This window comes from Coleofasciculus sp. LEGE 07092 (assembly GCF_015207375.1).
In the GTDB taxonomy this organism is placed as follows: domain Bacteria; phylum Cyanobacteriota; class Cyanobacteriia; order Cyanobacteriales; family Coleofasciculaceae; genus LEGE-07092.
Genome location: NZ_JADEWY010000023.1, coordinates 21,580 through 37,528, shown reverse-complemented (window position 1 = coordinate 37,528; position 15,949 = coordinate 21,580). Strand labels below are relative to the sequence as shown.

The 15,949-nt window shown below is 45.1% G+C and carries 15 protein-coding genes; all 15 read right to left on the bottom strand.

All coding sequences use genetic code 11. The annotated features are described in order from the left end of the window. Positions 1-85: 85 nt before the first annotated feature. Positions 86-1,126, bottom strand: a complete 1,041-nt coding sequence (gene galE / locus IQ257_RS08050; RefSeq protein WP_193873411.1) for a UDP-glucose 4-epimerase GalE — start codon at positions 1,124-1,126, stop codon at positions 86-88. Positions 1,127-1,153: 27 nt separating this feature from the next. Then, the gene (locus IQ257_RS08045; RefSeq protein WP_193873410.1) at positions 1,154-2,836 is read right to left on the bottom strand and encodes a cellulose-binding protein; all 1,683 of its coding nucleotides are present in this window, start codon (positions 2,834-2,836) and stop codon (positions 1,154-1,156) included. A 93-nt stretch (positions 2,837-2,929) separates the two neighbouring features. Next, positions 2,930-3,463 (bottom strand): serine O-acetyltransferase, encoded by a 534-nt coding sequence (locus IQ257_RS08040; protein ID WP_193873409.1) that lies wholly within the window; start codon positions 3,461-3,463, stop codon positions 2,930-2,932. Positions 3,464-3,565: 102 nt separating this feature from the next. Continuing rightward, positions 3,566-4,669, bottom strand: coding sequence for a dTDP-glucose 4,6-dehydratase (rfbB, locus tag IQ257_RS08035; RefSeq protein ID WP_193873408.1), 1,104 nt, complete (start codon positions 4,667-4,669; stop codon positions 3,566-3,568). Positions 4,670-4,803: 134 nt separating this feature from the next. Further along, positions 4,804-5,841: a glycosyltransferase family 4 protein gene (locus IQ257_RS08030; protein WP_193873407.1), complete on the bottom strand. Its 1,038-nt coding sequence runs from the start codon at positions 5,839-5,841 to the stop codon at positions 4,804-4,806. Positions 5,842-5,900: 59 nt separating this feature from the next. Continuing rightward, on the bottom strand, positions 5,901-6,977 hold the full coding sequence (locus tag IQ257_RS08025) for a glucose-1-phosphate thymidylyltransferase (RefSeq protein WP_193873406.1): 1,077 nt from the start codon (positions 6,975-6,977) through the stop codon (positions 5,901-5,903). A 2-nt stretch (positions 6,978-6,979) separates the two neighbouring features. Continuing rightward, positions 6,980-7,879, bottom strand: a complete 900-nt coding sequence (rfbD, locus tag IQ257_RS08020; protein WP_193873405.1) for a dTDP-4-dehydrorhamnose reductase — start codon at positions 7,877-7,879, stop codon at positions 6,980-6,982. Continuing rightward, positions 7,876-8,421, bottom strand: coding sequence for a dTDP-4-dehydrorhamnose 3,5-epimerase (gene rfbC / locus IQ257_RS08015; RefSeq protein WP_193873404.1), 546 nt, complete (start codon positions 8,419-8,421; stop codon positions 7,876-7,878). The genes rfbD and rfbC overlap by 4 nt, the downstream gene beginning before the upstream one ends. 314 nt (positions 8,422-8,735) lie before the next feature. Next, complete coding sequence (locus IQ257_RS29915; protein ID WP_228060519.1) at positions 8,736-8,912, bottom strand: hypothetical protein; 177 nt, start codon at positions 8,910-8,912, stop codon at positions 8,736-8,738. Between the two features lie 20 nt (positions 8,913-8,932). Beyond that, positions 8,933-9,808 (bottom strand): sulfotransferase family protein, encoded by an 876-nt coding sequence (locus IQ257_RS08005; protein WP_193873403.1) that lies wholly within the window; start codon positions 9,806-9,808, stop codon positions 8,933-8,935. Positions 9,809-9,867: 59 nt separating this feature from the next. Then, complete coding sequence (locus IQ257_RS08000) at positions 9,868-10,824, bottom strand: glycosyltransferase family 2 protein (protein WP_193873402.1); 957 nt, start codon at positions 10,822-10,824, stop codon at positions 9,868-9,870. Between the two features lie 47 nt (positions 10,825-10,871). Next, a complete protein-coding gene (locus tag IQ257_RS07995; RefSeq protein ID WP_193873401.1) occupies positions 10,872-12,167 on the bottom strand; it encodes a glycosyltransferase in 1,296 nt (431 codons plus the stop codon). Between the two features lie 134 nt (positions 12,168-12,301). Next, positions 12,302-13,744, bottom strand: coding sequence for an O-antigen ligase domain-containing protein (locus IQ257_RS07990; protein ID WP_193873400.1), 1,443 nt, complete (start codon positions 13,742-13,744; stop codon positions 12,302-12,304). A 78-nt stretch (positions 13,745-13,822) separates the two neighbouring features. Further along, entirely contained in the window at positions 13,823-14,968 is a 1,146-nt protein-coding gene (locus tag IQ257_RS07985) for a glycosyltransferase family 4 protein (RefSeq protein WP_193873399.1), read from the bottom strand. A gap of 26 nt (positions 14,969-14,994) precedes the next feature. Then, positions 14,995-15,897, bottom strand: coding sequence for a glycosyltransferase (locus IQ257_RS07980; protein ID WP_228060518.1), 903 nt, complete (start codon positions 15,895-15,897; stop codon positions 14,995-14,997). Between the last annotated feature and the right edge of the window lie 52 nt (positions 15,898-15,949).

The following is a 15,949-nucleotide window of genomic DNA, read 5'->3' as shown; positions in this document are numbered from 1 at the left end:
AACCCAAGGGGGGGACTGTACCACACCGACTCAAAAAGCTCTGTAAGAGGAGGTTTTGCCTCCCCAACCTTGTTCCCACCTCATCCTAGAAATTAGAATGTAGGGGTTCTGCCTCTAGTTGGCTTGTCTTTCCATGACGTTTTTTATGCCACTGCCATGCATGGGAGAGGATATCACTCAAGGCTGGGTATTGGGGATGCCAACCCAACGTATTTCTGGCTTTGTCGCTACTGCCAACTAAGACAGGTGGGTCTCCGGGTCGGCGATCGCATTCCACGACTTTGATATCTTGTCTTGTAATAGCCTTGGCGGTTTCAATGACTTCTCTGACAGAAAAGCCGTTGCCGTTGCCTAAGTTAAAGACTTCACTCTTACCACCTTGTAGCAAGTATTTGAGTCCTAGCAGATAGGCGTTGGCTAGATCGCCGACGTGGATGTAATCCCGCAGACAGGTGCCGTCAGTGGTGGGGTAATCGGTACCGAAAATAGAAATAGACTCCCGTTGACCCAAAGCGGTTAAGATGACTAAGGGAATGAGGTGGGTTTCTGGATAATGGTCTTCACCGAGTAATCCCCCTGGGTCGGCACCCGCAGCGTTGAAGAAGCGGAAAACAACGGAACGCACATCGTAAGCGCGATCGAAATCTGCCAGCATTCGCTCGACAACCCATTTCGTTGTAGCATAGGGGTTGATCGGGTCTTGGGGATGATCTTCGGTCATAGGAACTTGCTTCGGCAGTCCGTAGATGGAGCAGGTTGAAGCAAAGATAATGTTTTTGACATTTGCCGCCACCATTGCCTCTAGGAGGTTTAGGGTGCCTGCCACATTATTTTGGTAGTATTTAGCAGGTGTTTCAACCGACTCTCCCACAGCAATATAGGCGGCTAAGTGCATGACAGCCGCAAACTTATGGGTAGCAAAGAGTTGGTCTAGGGTGGTGCGGCAGCGAATGTCTCCGACTACTAATTCCACCTTGAGAACATCTTCGACGAGTTCTCGATGCCCGTATTCCAGGTTATCGAGAACAACGACGCGGTAGCCTGCCCTGAGTAGTGCTAGTACAGTATGAGAGCCGATGTATCCAGCTCCCCCTGTGACTAGTATTGTTTCTTTGGCTTGGGACATAGTGATTCCTGTTGGAGTTTCCCAATATCAAGAGTTTTGATCCATAAAGTCTATTAAAGCATCGTATTTGGGTGAACTCTCTTGGTCAACGTGTTCCAAAGCGCCCCAGCTCCCCCATTTACTGGGCTTACCGATATCTACAAAGTGCATGAATAGGGTACGTGTTCCCTCGGGGTCTTTCCATGCCTCCAGCATTTCTTTATATCTGTCATAAAATTCTGGTCTTCTATGCAGTTCTATAAAGAATTTTGTAATTCTCTCATTGTTTTCTACCCCACCCGTTCCAACTACATGAGTGCCGCCTTCGTAAGCCAGTAACTCTAATCCTTTGTCTTTGGCGATTTTAGAGTAATCATTAAAACGTTTGACTAACTCTGTTGTATTATCTCCTTCTGTTCCTAATACACTTCCATCCTTTAACTGAGTTAAGGCTCGTTCAAATTCATCAATTTTGGGATTGTCTAGCCAGGATTCTATAGTCTTTTGAAATTCAGGTTTACCTAATCTGCCACTAAAGTAGCCGGTTATTGCTAGCGCGTCGATACCATGTTTGTAGCAAGGCGCTTCTTTCCATTTATCACAATTCAAGACTTGATCGGCTACCCAAGGGTTGGCTGTTTGAGTTGCCATCACACATTTGATGCGCTGACGTTCTTCCCCAAACACGCCTTTCCATACGTCACACATCTGGGCAGTTCGTACACCGTAAGGCTGATATGAAGTAGTCCCACCGGGAATCACACCATTATCTCTGACCCAGTGAAATTGTTTAAACTGAGCATTCCAAACTTCATTCGAGTATTCCAAGTAAATGGTTAAATTTGGAGCTAAATTCTCTTTTACGAGTTTGGCAAAGTTTGTGATGTAGTCATCTGTAGCCATGTGTGGCAATGTAAACCAAGGGTCAACTTTTAGCCGATTGGCAAGATCGACCATAATTTCTAGGGGGACGCCTTTCCAAGCGTATGAGGCATCTTCTAGTTTTGGTCTATTTTCCCATTCCTTTTGCTCAGAATTATTGGTCTTCATCCAGTCCATGAAGCGCAGAGCTTGAAATTTAGTGATTTTCTTGATAAATTCAGGGTTAAAAATCAGGGACTGATACTTGTCTTCATAGTTAGCTGGAATGACCCGAATATTACGAATGTAATTGCCCGTCTTATTGGGATCAGTAGAGGTAATCGTTAAAAAAATACCTCCGTTAGATGGAGTTACATTAATAACATCCCTTCCAGGCTTTGATGCAGTTTTATCTTTGGCGGCATCAAACCCGTATTCTAGAGTACCTTCTCCATCATAGAGAACTACATACTGTCCTCCAGGATAGCGACCGACATCTCTAAACATTAATGTGCTAACACGAGTATACTCAGGAGAATCATCGGGAGCCGGTAGGGATTTAACCCAGCCATGTTCGTCTAAGTTCAGTTTATCGAATTCATTAGTACTCCAAGAACCACTACAGCTAGGTTCTTTTTCTGCACACTGGGTAATCCATTTTCGAGACGATTTAAAAATGTCTAAAAATGGAATTTCAGTTGACCAATCGGCAATACCGTTCAGGTTAGTCCCTAAGGCAGATTTTTCCTGAGAGTAGTTATTGGCATTGGTAAGATTAGGAGTTTGTTTTGATAAGTTAACAGTATTTGAAAATACTAAAATGAGGATTAAGGCTGCTCCAAATAGCGCGATAAATTTAACAAATTTCATTTTTTAATTCTATTGGATTATGCATTATAAATGACCTAGATTTTGATATTGAGTTAAATTATAATTATTTTTACAAAATTACATTTATATTTTTTACACTGAATTACATTCAGAATTTTTAGAATTGATGATTTTGGCGGGAATACCAACTGCTGTTGCTCCGGCTGGTACGTCACAAATAACTACAGCATTTGCCCCAATCTTGGCATGATCGCCGATACTTACAGCACGAATGATTTTAGCACCAGCACCGATATCGACATGACCACCGATTTTAACATCTTTAACAATTGTCACCTGTTGCAAAATTAGACAATTTGCTCCAATTGAGGCATCTGGGTGAATTACAACTCCATTAGGATGAGTCAGAAGTAAACCTCCTCCAAGCTGGCAGTTCAGTGGAATGTCAGCCGCCGTGATAACGCTCCAGAATCGATGCTGAATTACATTACAAGCACTTAAAAAGCGTCCGATTATGCCGCCGCGTGCCTTCCACTTTTGATACTCCCGGATAGATTTGAGCAGTTGTCGGCTGGGGTCCCACCAACGGCGAAGTTTTTCACGGTTCCAGTCGGGTTCTGTAGCAGAAATTTGTGAGGATTTTTCTAGTTCTATAATTGTCTTCATTATCTTCGCTTAATTTTACATTTAAAAAAAATTACTGAACAACAAAAGATTAAGGAGAAAAGATAAAATAACTTTTTCCTTTGCCTTTTCCCTTTGTTTTCTTTATGGAGTTGCGTAGACCTGCTGGTAGTAAGCTTGATACTCCTCCGACAACAGGGGTTGCCACCAATCACGGTGAGTCAGATACCACTCAATTGTACGTCGGAGTCCTCCTTCTAACGTTTCTGCTGGCGTCCAACCCAGTTCAGTTTTGATTTTGGTCGCATCAATAGCATAACGGCGATCGTGTCCCGGTCGATCTTTGACAAAGGTGATTAGCTTTTGTGCCGGACGCACGGGCAAATCTGGTGCTAACTCGTTCATGAGTTCGCAAATCTTATGTACGAGGTCGATATTTTTAACTTCGTTATTGCCACCAATATTGTAAGTTTCGCCTGGTTGACCTTTGTGAACGACCACATCTAACGCACGGCAATGATCGCCGACATACAGCCAATCCCGAATGTTTTGTCCATCTCCGTAAACTGGCAGCGGTTTGCCCAGCAGGATATTGATACACATCAGGGGAATCAATTTTTCGGGGAAGTGATAAGAACCGTAGTTGTTAGAGCAGTTGGTGATGATGGTGGGTACACCATAGGTGTGATAGTACGCTCTAGCTAGATGATCGCTGCCTGCTTTAGATGCTGAGTAGGGACTGTTGGGTGCGTAGGGTGTGGTTTCGGTAAAGGGATGGTCATCGGAACCAAGGCTGCCGTAGACTTCATCCGTAGAAACATGAAGGAAGCGAAAGTTTTCTGGCTGTCCCTGGCTTTCCCAGTGATGCCGAAAGGTATCTAGTAGGGTGAAGGTGCCAACAAGATTGGTGCGGATAAAGGCATCCGGTTCTAAAATTGAGCGGTCAACGTGGGATTCTGCGGCAAAGTGAGCTACAGTGTTGATCGCTTCTTCCTTGAGTAGGGCTTGAACTAAGGAGCGATCGCAAATATCACCCTCAACAAAGTGAAAATTTTTATGTCCTGCTAAAGGAGCTAGATTTTGGCGGTTCCCTGCATAGGTGAGGGCGTCAAGTACGACTACGCGATCGCTTGGATATTGTTTGCACCAATGATGGACAAAATTTGAGCCGATGAATCCAGCACCACCTGTAATCAGTAAGTGGCGTGGTAGTCTTGAACTTGGCTGTTCTTGTTCAGAAAGTATCATTTCTATAATCAACCTGACTAGCTTGGTGTGAGAGTCGTTGCCAACGAGAAAACGTTAAGCCTGAAAAGTGGAAAACTGATGGCGAAAGAGTGTAGCGCGCGGTGAGAGTGCCTTTGTACAATACTCCAGGGGGTTCAGCACTGACCTACCTCGTCCGCAACAGTATCAAGAATTCGACCTAAGGCTGCTCCTGCCGCTTCATCGGATAAATGTTCAGCCGCATAACGGCTACCTGCCTTGCCAAGACGATTCCGTAGTTCTTGGTTCTTCCAAAGCAATTCGATAGCCTGGGCTAAATCATTGACTGAATGTGGTTTCACTAGGAAACCTGTCTCGCCCTCCTTGATATAGTCTTCTGATCCTATGCATTGTGTGGCGATTACAGCACGCCCCATGCGCATTGCTTCAATGATCGTGACTTGTCCTGCTGCCGTTTCATGATTGAGCAGGGGTACGACATTCACCCGAGCTTGTTGTGCTAAACAATAACACTCATGCCTTGTTAGACCAGACCGCACTTCAACAGAGGTTGGAATTGTTAAGCCTTTCAACGTATGTTGACCGACCACAACGACTGTACGCAATCCGAGCTTTTTCACTGCCTCAAAAAGTGTTGGGTAGTCACGATTAGCAGAACCCATCGCTAGTATGAAGGGGTTGTTCGTTTCTTCCTTATAGGTCACAGGAATCTGTGATCGTTGCAGCGGAACAAATTCAAAGCGTTCCCTAGGAAGTTCCAGCCATTGGCTATAGTTGTTCACCTCACGCTGCGAGTGGACAATGAACCGATCTATGTCCTTAAAAGCGGTTCGGGCTAACCAACCTTTAAAGCCAGGGTAACAAGCGCCAATGTTTAAGCACCAAGCAACCACAGGAATATGCTTACGGGCTAAACGCTGCCGCACTCCTACCATTGCCGCTAGTTGGGGAAAGACTGTGATAATGCCGCCCTGTGAAACTTGCCATGCTTCTTCACTCTGCTTCCAGTATCCAAGCCATTCTCGATATCCAGTCACGCGAGAGGAACGATTGTGCCAACTCAGACTAGCTAATGTGTCCTGGCGCGGGATGATACGGAACTGGTGCCGTTCTCCTGGAACAAAAGGAGTTAGCCAAAAGGCTTTCTCAGCCTTATGTTCATGGATAAAGGGTGCAACAACTGTCCAATCCATTGATGTCACTCTCTTAATCAAGGTTGTTCTCGTTTACAGAAAATAACTGTCCTAATTGGTTAAACTAGCTCAATTTGAGAATCATCACCAATCATGAAACGCAAAGCTTTAGGACGCCGTGGCGCAACCTTAAGCTGAGCTCGCTGTCCAATCACGCTGTCCACAATTCGCTGATGAATGCCTACAACCTGAGCGCCCTGCAAAATCACGCTATGCTCAAGGTCAGCATCAATCAGAGTGACGTGATCAGCTACGCTGCTGTAAGGACCGATAAAAGAGTTTTCCATGTGACAGTCGGTACCAATCGTTACCGGACCGCGAATCGTGCAATTGATGATTTTGGAACCCGCTCCAATCTGTACCCGTCCAATGACCTGACTTTGAGCATCAACTTCACCCAGAACCGTACAGTTAAGACAAGCATCCAGAATAGTGCGGTTAGCTTCTAGGAGGTCGTCTTTCTTCCCCGTATCCAGCCACCAACCCTCCAATTGACGGGCTTCTACTTTGCTGTTGGGCTGATTAATCAGATACTGAATCGCATCGGTAATCTCAAGTTCACTTCGGGGGGAGGGTTGGATCTTCGCGATCGCATTGTGAACGGCATTCGAGAACATATAGATACCCACCAGTGCCAAATTCGAGGGGGGAACTTTGGGCTTTTCTACAAGTTCCAACACTCGCCCATCTTCGTCAATCTTGGCAACTCCGAAGGCAGTGGGATTGGGAACTGTACATAGGAGGATTAAGGAATCCAAATTCCTCTCTTTAAAGCGATCAACGAATAGGCGCAGGTCACTTTGAACCAGGTTGTCTCCCAGATACATTAAAAACGGGGCATTCTCTAGGAAAGGATGAGCTATTTTGACCGCATGAGCTAAACCCGCAGGTTTATCCTGAAGAATGTAGGTAATCTTGGCACCGAAGCGATCGCCATTTCCTGTTTTAGTTTTAACTTCCTCTCCCGTTTCTGGGCTAATAATAATACCAATATCTGTAATGCCAGCAGCAGCAATGGCTTCAATTCCGTACCACAAAATTGGTTTATTGGCAACTGGAACTAGTTGTTTTGCACCTGTATAGGTCAGGGGGCGCAGTCGCGTGCCTTTACCACCTGAAAGAATAAGTGCTTTCATAATTAGTTTTGAGTGTAGAGTTGTTTAAGCATTTGCCGCAGTGCTGTGCGCCAATGGGGAGGGTGATTTCCTAAGATAGCGGATATTTTTTGGCTAGAAAGTACCGAATAAGCCGGACGAGGCGCTGGTGTGGGATATTCCGAGGTGATAATTGGCACAACCTGCCGTACTTTCAAAGGGAAACCGATCTGCTGGGCTTCTTCAAAGATAGCGACGGCAAAATCATACCAACTAATTGCACCGCTATTGGTGAAGTGATAGATACCAGCACTCATTCCATTACTGCCAAGTTCTGGGCTGATTTTTTGACCGAGTTGAGCAATGGTGCGGGCAATATCCCTCGTCCAGGTCGGGCTACCCACCTGATCAACTACTACCCGCAGTTCTTCACGTTCTGCTCCTAGTCGTAGCATGGTTTTGACAAAATTTCCCTTACCGCCAACCCCGTAGACCCAAGCTGTTCTGAGAATAATATAGCGATCGCACTTTTGCTGCACTCCCTCTTCGCCAAGAAGTTTGGATTGACCGTAGGCGCTGAGGGGATTGGGAGTATCATCTTCCGTATAAGGAGTATTTTTACGACCATCGAATATGTAATCGGTGGAAACGTGAATTAGGACTGCACCCAACCGCTGGGCTTCTTCTGCCATGATAGTCGGAGCCGTGCCGTTAATCGCGTTAGCCAGTTCGTTTTCATTTTCAGCCTTGTCAACTGCTGTATAGGCAGCAGCATTAACGATTAAATCGGGCTTGACTTCAGCGACTGCCTGACGAATTTTGTCGGGTTGGGCTAAATCCAGCATCTGGCGGTCAAAATCTCTTACTTCTCCCAAGGCGGCTAGGCTTTGTTTCAGTTCCTGACCGAGTTGACCTGCTGTGCCTGTGAGCAAGATTCGCGTCATGAGAAGACCTCGGCTGTCTTGAAGGGTTGACCCGCTTGATCTTTAGCTGATAAAATTGGGTCTTTTGTCAGGGGCCAGGCGATCGCTAAATCCGGGTCGTTCCATAAGATACACCGTTCGTATTGCGGAGCGTAGTAATCAGTGGCTTTGTACATGACCTCAGCCACTTCTGAGACGACATAGAAGCCGTGGGCAAATCCTGGTGGCACCCAGAGCTGTCGTTTGTTTTCAGCACTGAGGAGGCAGCTAACCCACTGACCGAAGGTAGGAGAAGTTTTTCTGATGTCTACTGCCACATCAAACACCGTTCCGACAATGGCTCGTACCAATTTACCTTGAGGCTGGTGAATTTGATAGTGCAAACCCCGCAAGACGTTTTGCGTGGAACGGGAATGATTGTCTTGGACAAACTCAGCATCTATGCCTGCTTTGTCCTTGAAAGCCTTCTTGTTGTAGCTTTCTATGAAAAACCCCCGGTCATCTCCAAAGACTTGAGGTTCGATTATTAAAACATCAGGGAGTTGAGTTGGGATAATGTTCATGAAAATTTTTATATGACTTCTAAGCCAATGAAGTTAAAGGTTGCAGCCTCCTAAACTTAAAAAATTAATGGGTTAACTAATATTAAATCATGCGGAACTTTATAAGTGACTAAAACTTAGCCAAAAATTCACAAAATGCTATAGATATGAAAAATAGATAAAGCATGAACTGTCTGACGACTCTGAACGAACAAAAGAACTATGTATCTTGAAGATTTGGCGGATTGATAACGTAGGCAGGTACACCAATACTTACAGGGCGAATGATTTTCGCTCCAGCACCGATATCAACGTGATCGCCAATTTTAACCCCCTCAACAACGGAAAAAACGTCCGAATAACCCGCCGTGTGCTTGCCATTTTTGGTACTCGCGGATAGATTTAAGCAGTTGACGACTGGAGTCCCACCATTGGCGAATTTGTTCGCGGCTCCAATCTGGTTCTGTGGCAGAGATTTGTGGCGTATTTGTTGCTTGAAGGGTTGTCTTCATCGGTTTATCTGGCACTCTGTTTAGGACAAATCAATCCAATTCCCGGAGCTGACTTGTGCTGTGGCTTTGAAGTTATCGCAGGATAGTGAAATACCCAGCCATGAGCCAAGGATAGCTAAATCTTCATCAAAAATAGTCCGCAGGTGTTCTAGTTGTTGCGGCTCAATCTTTGGTTTCTTTTTCATCGTCCACAAACTTCTGATCTGAGTGCGCCAGCTCTTGGGGATGAACATTCGTCGAAAGTCTTTAAGGATGGGGGCTTCTACAAAGAAGTCTCGTAAGGTATTCTTGCGCATCCGCTCGCTTGAGACGTTCTTGGCATCAAGTTCGGTATCCCAAACAGGTTTATCCTTGTAACCGATGAAGCGACAGACTTGTTCTAGTTCCTCTTGCGGGTGCTTGAGCAGTCTTTCAAAGAACACTGGCAAGACTCGGTCTTGACCAAAAGTCTCAAAATATGGCTTCAGTTGTATAGTATAACGACTGTACTCGAGCAGTTCGGGATGCTTACTGATCGCTTGATTAATATCGACCGAAATCACGCCTTGCGTCCATTCATGAATGTATTGCGATACCAGTCGGTCAATCGGATGACGCATTACATAGATCAGCTTCACATCGGGCAGGTGTTTTTGAATGCGTTCGATGGTATGGGGATAGGTCGGTAGCTTGGTGTAATGGGTACTTGACTCGCCGCATAAATCATCGGGACTGGCTGACTTGAAATGAGATAAATACCATTCTATTCCCTTGGCATACTCTTCGTCGTTGCTGAAAAAGTTGGGTTCTTTCAGCTCAGTCATGAAGATACCTGGCTGTAGAGCCAGTTGCTCGTGCAGGGTACTCGTCGCGCATTTCATTGCGCCAATAATCAGAAAGTCTGGGGCATTATTCACAGGTTATCGTTCCTAACTAGTAGCTTAATCAGAGTGCTGGGCAAGGTAAGTCAGTAACTTTAAATCTCAGGTAGCTGGGGAGTTTTCATGGGTTCTCGCCAGTTTATCCAAATGTCTTGAGCCTCATATTCACAGGTATGGGGCTTTTTGTTGCCCACTAACTCGCGCAGGAGTGAGATACTCCGACCAGCAAGCCAAAACAAGTTTGCTATCCACACGCCGCTTAGACCGTAGAACTTTGTAAAGTACCTTGATCTCGAAGCATACAAATAAGAGCGAGGACGTTTGCGGGCAGCCATCTCTGCCTTTACCGGACCACTACCCCCGCGCAGGTGGACGACTCTAGCAGCGGGCCAGTGTAGAATCTGCCAGCCTGCATTTCTCGCTTGCCGACAGTAGTCAACGTCGTCGAAATACATAAAGTATCCCTCATCCATCAAGCCAATCTGCTCAATGACCTCGCGTCGAATTAGTACGCAGGCAAAGCTTGTCCACTGGGGTTCTATCGGAATGTCAGAGACCGGAATGGGTACATCATAGTGTTTCAGTAGTTCGGTTATCAGTCCGGTTGCCGCAGCATCAATCAATTCACTGACGGGAGAATGGTAGCGGAAACAGCTAATCTGCGGAGTTCCATCAGACCACTCAAGGCGCGGACTGATTAAGCCTGCTTCTGGATGGGCTTGCATAGCCTCTAGTAATGAGCTAATTGCTCCAGCCCGAACAATGGTGTCGCTATTCAACAATAGGTAAGCGTCTGCTATGACCGCTTTCAATCCCAGATTGTTGCCCGCCGAAAAACCGCCATTGACGGGAGATGGCAAGACTTGTACCCATTGACTCCATTCGTTTTGGTTAATTGCCTGTTCGATTTGTTCGACTGAATTGTCACCGGAGGCGTTATCCACCACCACCACCGAATCACAACCCACCTCAATTTCACCTTGGAGTGAAGCTAAACAATCAATAACCAGTTTAGGAGTGCGATAGTTAACGATAATAATAGCAAGGCGCATGGGTATTATTACACTAAATTCATTACTTACTTATGGATTATTCGCATTCAGGATGTATGCTTTAATTGATGCTCATTAATATTTTCAATTGTCCAATTAAATCGCTTCTCCAGCCATATTTCTTGTGTATTGTCTTTAGCAAAATCTACTGCTTTTTCTGCCATATCTGCTAATTTCTCTCTATTGATGTTAAGGGAAACAATTTTTTCCGCCAATTGCTCGGTGGATAACCACGGAACCACGGTAACAGCACCTGTTGCCTCTAGGTCTTTATAGTAGTAAGTATCAAAGGCAAGAATAGGAATCCCTGCTGCCATAGCGTCGAGAGCACTTCGGGGTGTGTCTTCTCTAAGAGGTGCAGCCAATAACAAGTGGCATTCGTACAATTTTTTGAAGAGAGTCGGACCGAATGGTAGAGAACCGTGGAAAAGGATATTGTTTTGCATTCCTAGTTCTTCAGTAAGTTGTACCAACTGTTCCTTTTCCTCTCCAGAACCAATGATATGAAAAATAATCTTCTGTTTCGTCTTTTTTTGTGCTAGAGCAACTGCCTGGATACACCGATCGATTCCCTTATAGGTAACTAGTCTTCCGAAGTAAACAACTTCCAAAAGGTTTGCTTCATTTTTTATAGTTGAGAGCTTTTTAGAAAGAGTTTCGCTGTCTATAATATGCTCTTCAGAATGAGCGGCATTCAAGAAGTTTATTACATGGGCTTTTCTTCGCCCATAGTCCTCACACATTTTCCTACCTTTTAATAGGACAAGCGAGCAGAAAGAAATCGCAACCCAAATTTGTAAGGATCGAAACTTGTCATAAACATACTTACACAGCAAATAGCTTTTCAGAGACCATTCACCACTTTTGTAGTACATCCAAGCTGAATTTCTAAAGTCTATATCGACAACATAGACAGTTGGTTTTCTGAGTAAACTTGCACATAAAACCGCCATAAAACTGGTCGGAAACCAAATATTGTGAGAAAGCCCTGAATGCAGAACATCGCAGTTTTTTACGAGTTGGTAAATATGTTTAAATACGGGAATAAAATTCAAGGCAATAAAGCGAGGATCTCGCTCGTTAGTCCGAGAGGTATATAAGGTTTTACAAAAAATACCTTCTTGTTCTTCATCAAAAATTTCTAGAGAATTCTTGCGCTTCTCATAGCTTCCATCATCCATTTCGACCAGCGCAACGGTCAATCGGCTGAATACTGGATTAAGTTTTGCCTTTAGCAATCTTAAATGTTGTAGAAAAGCACTTTCAATAGCAATTTTACTCCCTTGAATTCTGTAGTAGTTTACCTGCAAAATCATTAGGTAATTACTTGAAGTTAGGTTCATAAATCAATCTCCGTATCTTACTTTTCTTGTGAAGGTCGTCTAATGAGAAAATTCTCTAAGTTCCGATTGCCTAACGTTTATTAATTAGCTAGTTCAGGAGTTATCATCCGTGCCATCAGGATTGTTTATTTCAGTCAATCAGACAGCTTACTTCCCACGGCTAAAGATTGCTTCCCATTCAGGCGTTGTCTCTGTCGCGGCAGGGAGCGCTTGGCTACTGCTGGACGAGAGGGTTTTGTCTTAAGGCTTTCTGGCTGTTTGAGTACAACTCCGGATATCCCCCCACTAATGAGCGGAAAAACTGGATTGAACATATTGTTTAAGACACAGTCCAGCATAAACAACGCTAAAGCCACTGCCAGTACAGCCGCTGGTGCTACTTTAGGGTTAAACCAGGTTCTGGGTGGATAACGCAACAAACCAAAGCTAGCAGCAGGTACTAACAGAGATGCTGTTACACTGGCTAGACCCACCGCACCATTAACACCAAATGCGATAATCCACAAACTATCTGTGACCGATATATCTACGAGTTCTCCTCGCCAGTTCTCTTCATAAACACGATTGCGTCCCCATCCTCCCCAACCAAATGTCATCTGCTGCCGCGCCTTCTCCGAAAGGATTTCTTCATTATCAAATCTAAACTCTAATGATCCAGCTCGATCGGGATTAATTTTCTCCGACATAAAGGAAACAATCTCATCACCCTGAAACGTTCCAGTTGCTCCAGTGTACAGGTAGTAGGATAGTCCCACGATGAGAAGCAACAGTGGCAAACTAGTACGCCACCACTTGGCAGCGAACAAGATGATAATCCCTAACACTAGATACATATATGCTCCCGTAGATCGGCACCAGATAACCGTGAACAGCAGCACCACCACCAGCCAATTTATAGAAACACCCCAGATTTTCTTGATAGCCCCAGCCTTCCAGAGCCAAAACGCAACCAACGCCACCGTCATCATCCACATACCTACCATAAGACCATGTTGCATGAAGACGTTCGGTCTATATCCCCCATAACGGATTGCTTGGCTGAGACCTGAAGAATGGGGGAAGTAACCGTAAATCATCAAGTGTAGATTCGGACTCATACGACCTTCCCAAAGGCAGAGAGGCACGTAGATCATGCCGCCTTTAAGGATGCAAAGGGCTAACTCTCGCAGTCCTGCTAGATTACCTAGATACAGCCGCCCCAAATAATAGGGCAATCCCCAGGTTGCCATTTGGGAAAGTGTTTCATTCAAGCCATCGTAAGCACCTAAGCCATTTGTGATTGATGAAGCAAAGGGGCAGATACACCAGATCAGCATCGGCAGGTCAATCCAGCCTGGTTGAAATGAACTCAAGCGTTGCGAATCGTAGACAAGGATAGCCAGTATAATGCCGTAACAAGTCGCCACCATTCCTGCATAATCTGGGATTAGGGGCAGAGCAAATCCTGTTCGCTGTGGCAGGAATAGCAATCCTCCGATGAAGCTGACAATGACTGCTTTCCGAGGGGTAAACACGGTAAACAGGTAGAAAACAACTGGCATCCAGAGGAGTAGGGCAAGTTGCGCTTGAGGAGTCATAGAGTTTGCTGGGCATCAAGACAAACTGAGTTTTTGCTCACTTGCGATCGCACTCCTAAGTCATTGATCAAAGTATAGTTAAGTCAGAGTCTGCTGTGAGTTCACCTCTTCTGGCAGTGTTGTGCTGGAAAACTCACCCCGTTGCCAGCGCTCAATGGCGGTGTATAGCGCTGCCTCAAATAGTTCGGTGGCATCATCCCAAGTATAACCTCTAACTTTGGCATAGGCGGCATTGGACATTGCCTGCCATTCACTATCAGAGAGGCTGCAAACCTGTACTATTGCCCGTGCCATATCCTCAGAATCTTCAGGTTTCACCAACACCCCTGCACCATCCCCCAATAGTTCGGGGGCAGCACCAGCAGGAGTACCGATAACTGGTGTGCGGCACGCCATCGCTTCTAAAATTGGGAGACCAAAACCCTCTAGGCGACTACCAAAAAGCCATGCATCACACTTGGCGTAAAGGTCTTTTATGGTAGTTTGTGGTGGTTGACCGATGTATTCTGTATCCGGGGGCAGTGGTAAATCTGGATGGGGTTCTTGGCTTCCAAAGGCAACTAAGTGCAAATTGGGGATATTTTGGGTAGCCAGAGAAAAAGCCTTAAGGGTAATATCGCACCCTTTCCACGGAGTTCTAGAATACAACATACCGACCCTAGGAATGCTTTGTTTGCCACGCGGTGGCGCGTAAAACTGCTCAAAATCTACGCTATTTGGAACGAGGGAGACATTGCGATCGCTATATCGAGTTTTCATCAGATCAATCAACCACTCGGCGATCGTGATTTTGTGTAGAGGAAGTAAATAAGTCGCTTCTACTCTGTCTTTAGGTAAGTAATCATGAACTTCATGATGTTGAATGAAGTAGGCTTTTGCCCCTTTTCTTTCAGATAGATTCGCTACCCACTCAGCAGTTTCCCACCAAGTTGCTACAACGACGTCAGCATTCGGCACATCAGCATCTGTGATCGGACGAGGAGAGTCAATTACTTGGTGAGGAACATCTACATTGTCGAAGTGGGAAGGCTTTGGCTTCTGATTTGTGAGCCATCCATTGCCTTTAAGGAGGGATTTAAACTTATCTTTAAGGCTTGGACTCCGTTGAGGTATCGAAACCACGCATACCTCATGCCCGCGACGTTTCAATCGTTCGGCATAAATTGCCACGACGCGAATACCTCCAGAAAGGTTAGCAACTGGAAGGATGAATGTAATTTTCATTGAAAAACCTTCTTTTTAAACTGAAACTAATATCCACGCATAGCACAGGCAAGCACCTTCCACGATTGGCTGGAAACTGGTTTTTTTGTGAGTGCGAGAAGAGCGTGTTTTCTGGCAGTTGCCACATTACCTGCACCTAAAGCCCACCATGCCCATTTACGGTGAAGTTCGCTTAGTGAACTCTGATGTTCACCTCCACTGTCTATCTTCGTTGGGGGTGCGAGTTTTCTACGGCGATGAGCATCCATAACGGCTAAATTTGCTATCCGTTTTTGCTCTAAGCGATGACTATGACCGATGCTCTCTGGGTGCATACGGTACTTCAATAGAATATCTGGAAGATTAGCGAGCCTACCAATTTCTGCTAATCTCAGAAACAGATCGAAATCCTCGGCAATTTGCATTTCCTCTCGATAGCCGTTAATGCGTTGCACGGCAGAGCGACGAAGCATGACAGCCGGATGAACGATTGAGCCACCATGACCAGCCATATGCTCATTATCAATTTCTTCATGACTAGTTTGTTGAGCGAATGGACAAATTGACAAGCCCTCCGGATCGATGAGCAAGACTCGTGAACCAACGGCAACATAGTCAGGGTTTTGGTCAAGAAATTCGACTTGTTTGGCAAATCTGTCTGGAAAAGCAATATCGTCAGCATCCATTCGGGCAATGTATTGCCCTTGAGCGTAACCCAGTCCCTCATTCAGGGTAGCTGTAAGTCCTTTATTACCTCGACTGATAAGTTGGATACGTTTATCCCGCTTTTGAAACTTTTGCAATATGGATTCAGATTTATCGGTTGAACCATCATTGATAATGATGAATTCAAAATCAGTAAAGGTTTGATTGATAATAGTTTCTACAGATTCATGTAAGTAACTACTGCCGTTGTAGACCGACATTAAGACGCTGATTTTAGGTAACATTACAGGAAACCTCCAACGCGGTTTTGCTTCCATTAATTTTTAATAATAATTC

What these genes read in the sequence shown, in the direction of transcription:
- galE (WP_193873411.1), bottom strand. Translation starts at nt 1,126, where the DNA reads ATGTCCCAAGCCAAAGAAACAATACTAGTCACAGGGGGAGCTGGATAC.
- IQ257_RS08045 (WP_193873410.1), bottom strand. Translation starts at nt 2,836, where the DNA reads ATGAAATTTGTTAAATTTATCGCGCTATTTGGAGCAGCCTTAATCCTC.
- IQ257_RS08040 (WP_193873409.1), bottom strand. Translation starts at nt 3,463, where the DNA reads ATGAAGACAATTATAGAACTAGAAAAATCCTCACAAATTTCTGCTACA.
- rfbB (WP_193873408.1), bottom strand. Translation starts at nt 4,669, where the DNA reads ATGATACTTTCTGAACAAGAACAGCCAAGTTCAAGACTACCACGCCAC.
- IQ257_RS08030 (WP_193873407.1), bottom strand. Translation starts at nt 5,841, where the DNA reads ATGGATTGGACAGTTGTTGCACCCTTTATCCATGAACATAAGGCTGAG.
- IQ257_RS08025 (WP_193873406.1), bottom strand. Translation starts at nt 6,977, where the DNA reads ATGAAAGCACTTATTCTTTCAGGTGGTAAAGGCACGCGACTGCGCCCC.
- rfbD (WP_193873405.1), bottom strand. Translation starts at nt 7,879, where the DNA reads ATGACGCGAATCTTGCTCACAGGCACAGCAGGTCAACTCGGTCAGGAA.
- rfbC (WP_193873404.1), bottom strand. Translation starts at nt 8,421, where the DNA reads ATGAACATTATCCCAACTCAACTCCCTGATGTTTTAATAATCGAACCT.
- IQ257_RS29915 (WP_228060519.1), bottom strand. Translation starts at nt 8,912, where the DNA reads ATGAAGACAACCCTTCAAGCAACAAATACGCCACAAATCTCTGCCACA.
- IQ257_RS08000 (WP_193873402.1), bottom strand. Translation starts at nt 10,824, where the DNA reads ATGCGCCTTGCTATTATTATCGTTAACTATCGCACTCCTAAACTGGTT.
- IQ257_RS07995 (WP_193873401.1), bottom strand. Translation starts at nt 12,167, where the DNA reads ATGAACCTAACTTCAAGTAATTACCTAATGATTTTGCAGGTAAACTAC.
- IQ257_RS07990 (WP_193873400.1), bottom strand. Translation starts at nt 13,744, where the DNA reads ATGACTCCTCAAGCGCAACTTGCCCTACTCCTCTGGATGCCAGTTGTT.
- IQ257_RS07985 (WP_193873399.1), bottom strand. Translation starts at nt 14,968, where the DNA reads ATGAAAATTACATTCATCCTTCCAGTTGCTAACCTTTCTGGAGGTATT.
- IQ257_RS07980 (WP_228060518.1), bottom strand. Translation starts at nt 15,897, where the DNA reads ATGTTACCTAAAATCAGCGTCTTAATGTCGGTCTACAACGGCAGTAGT.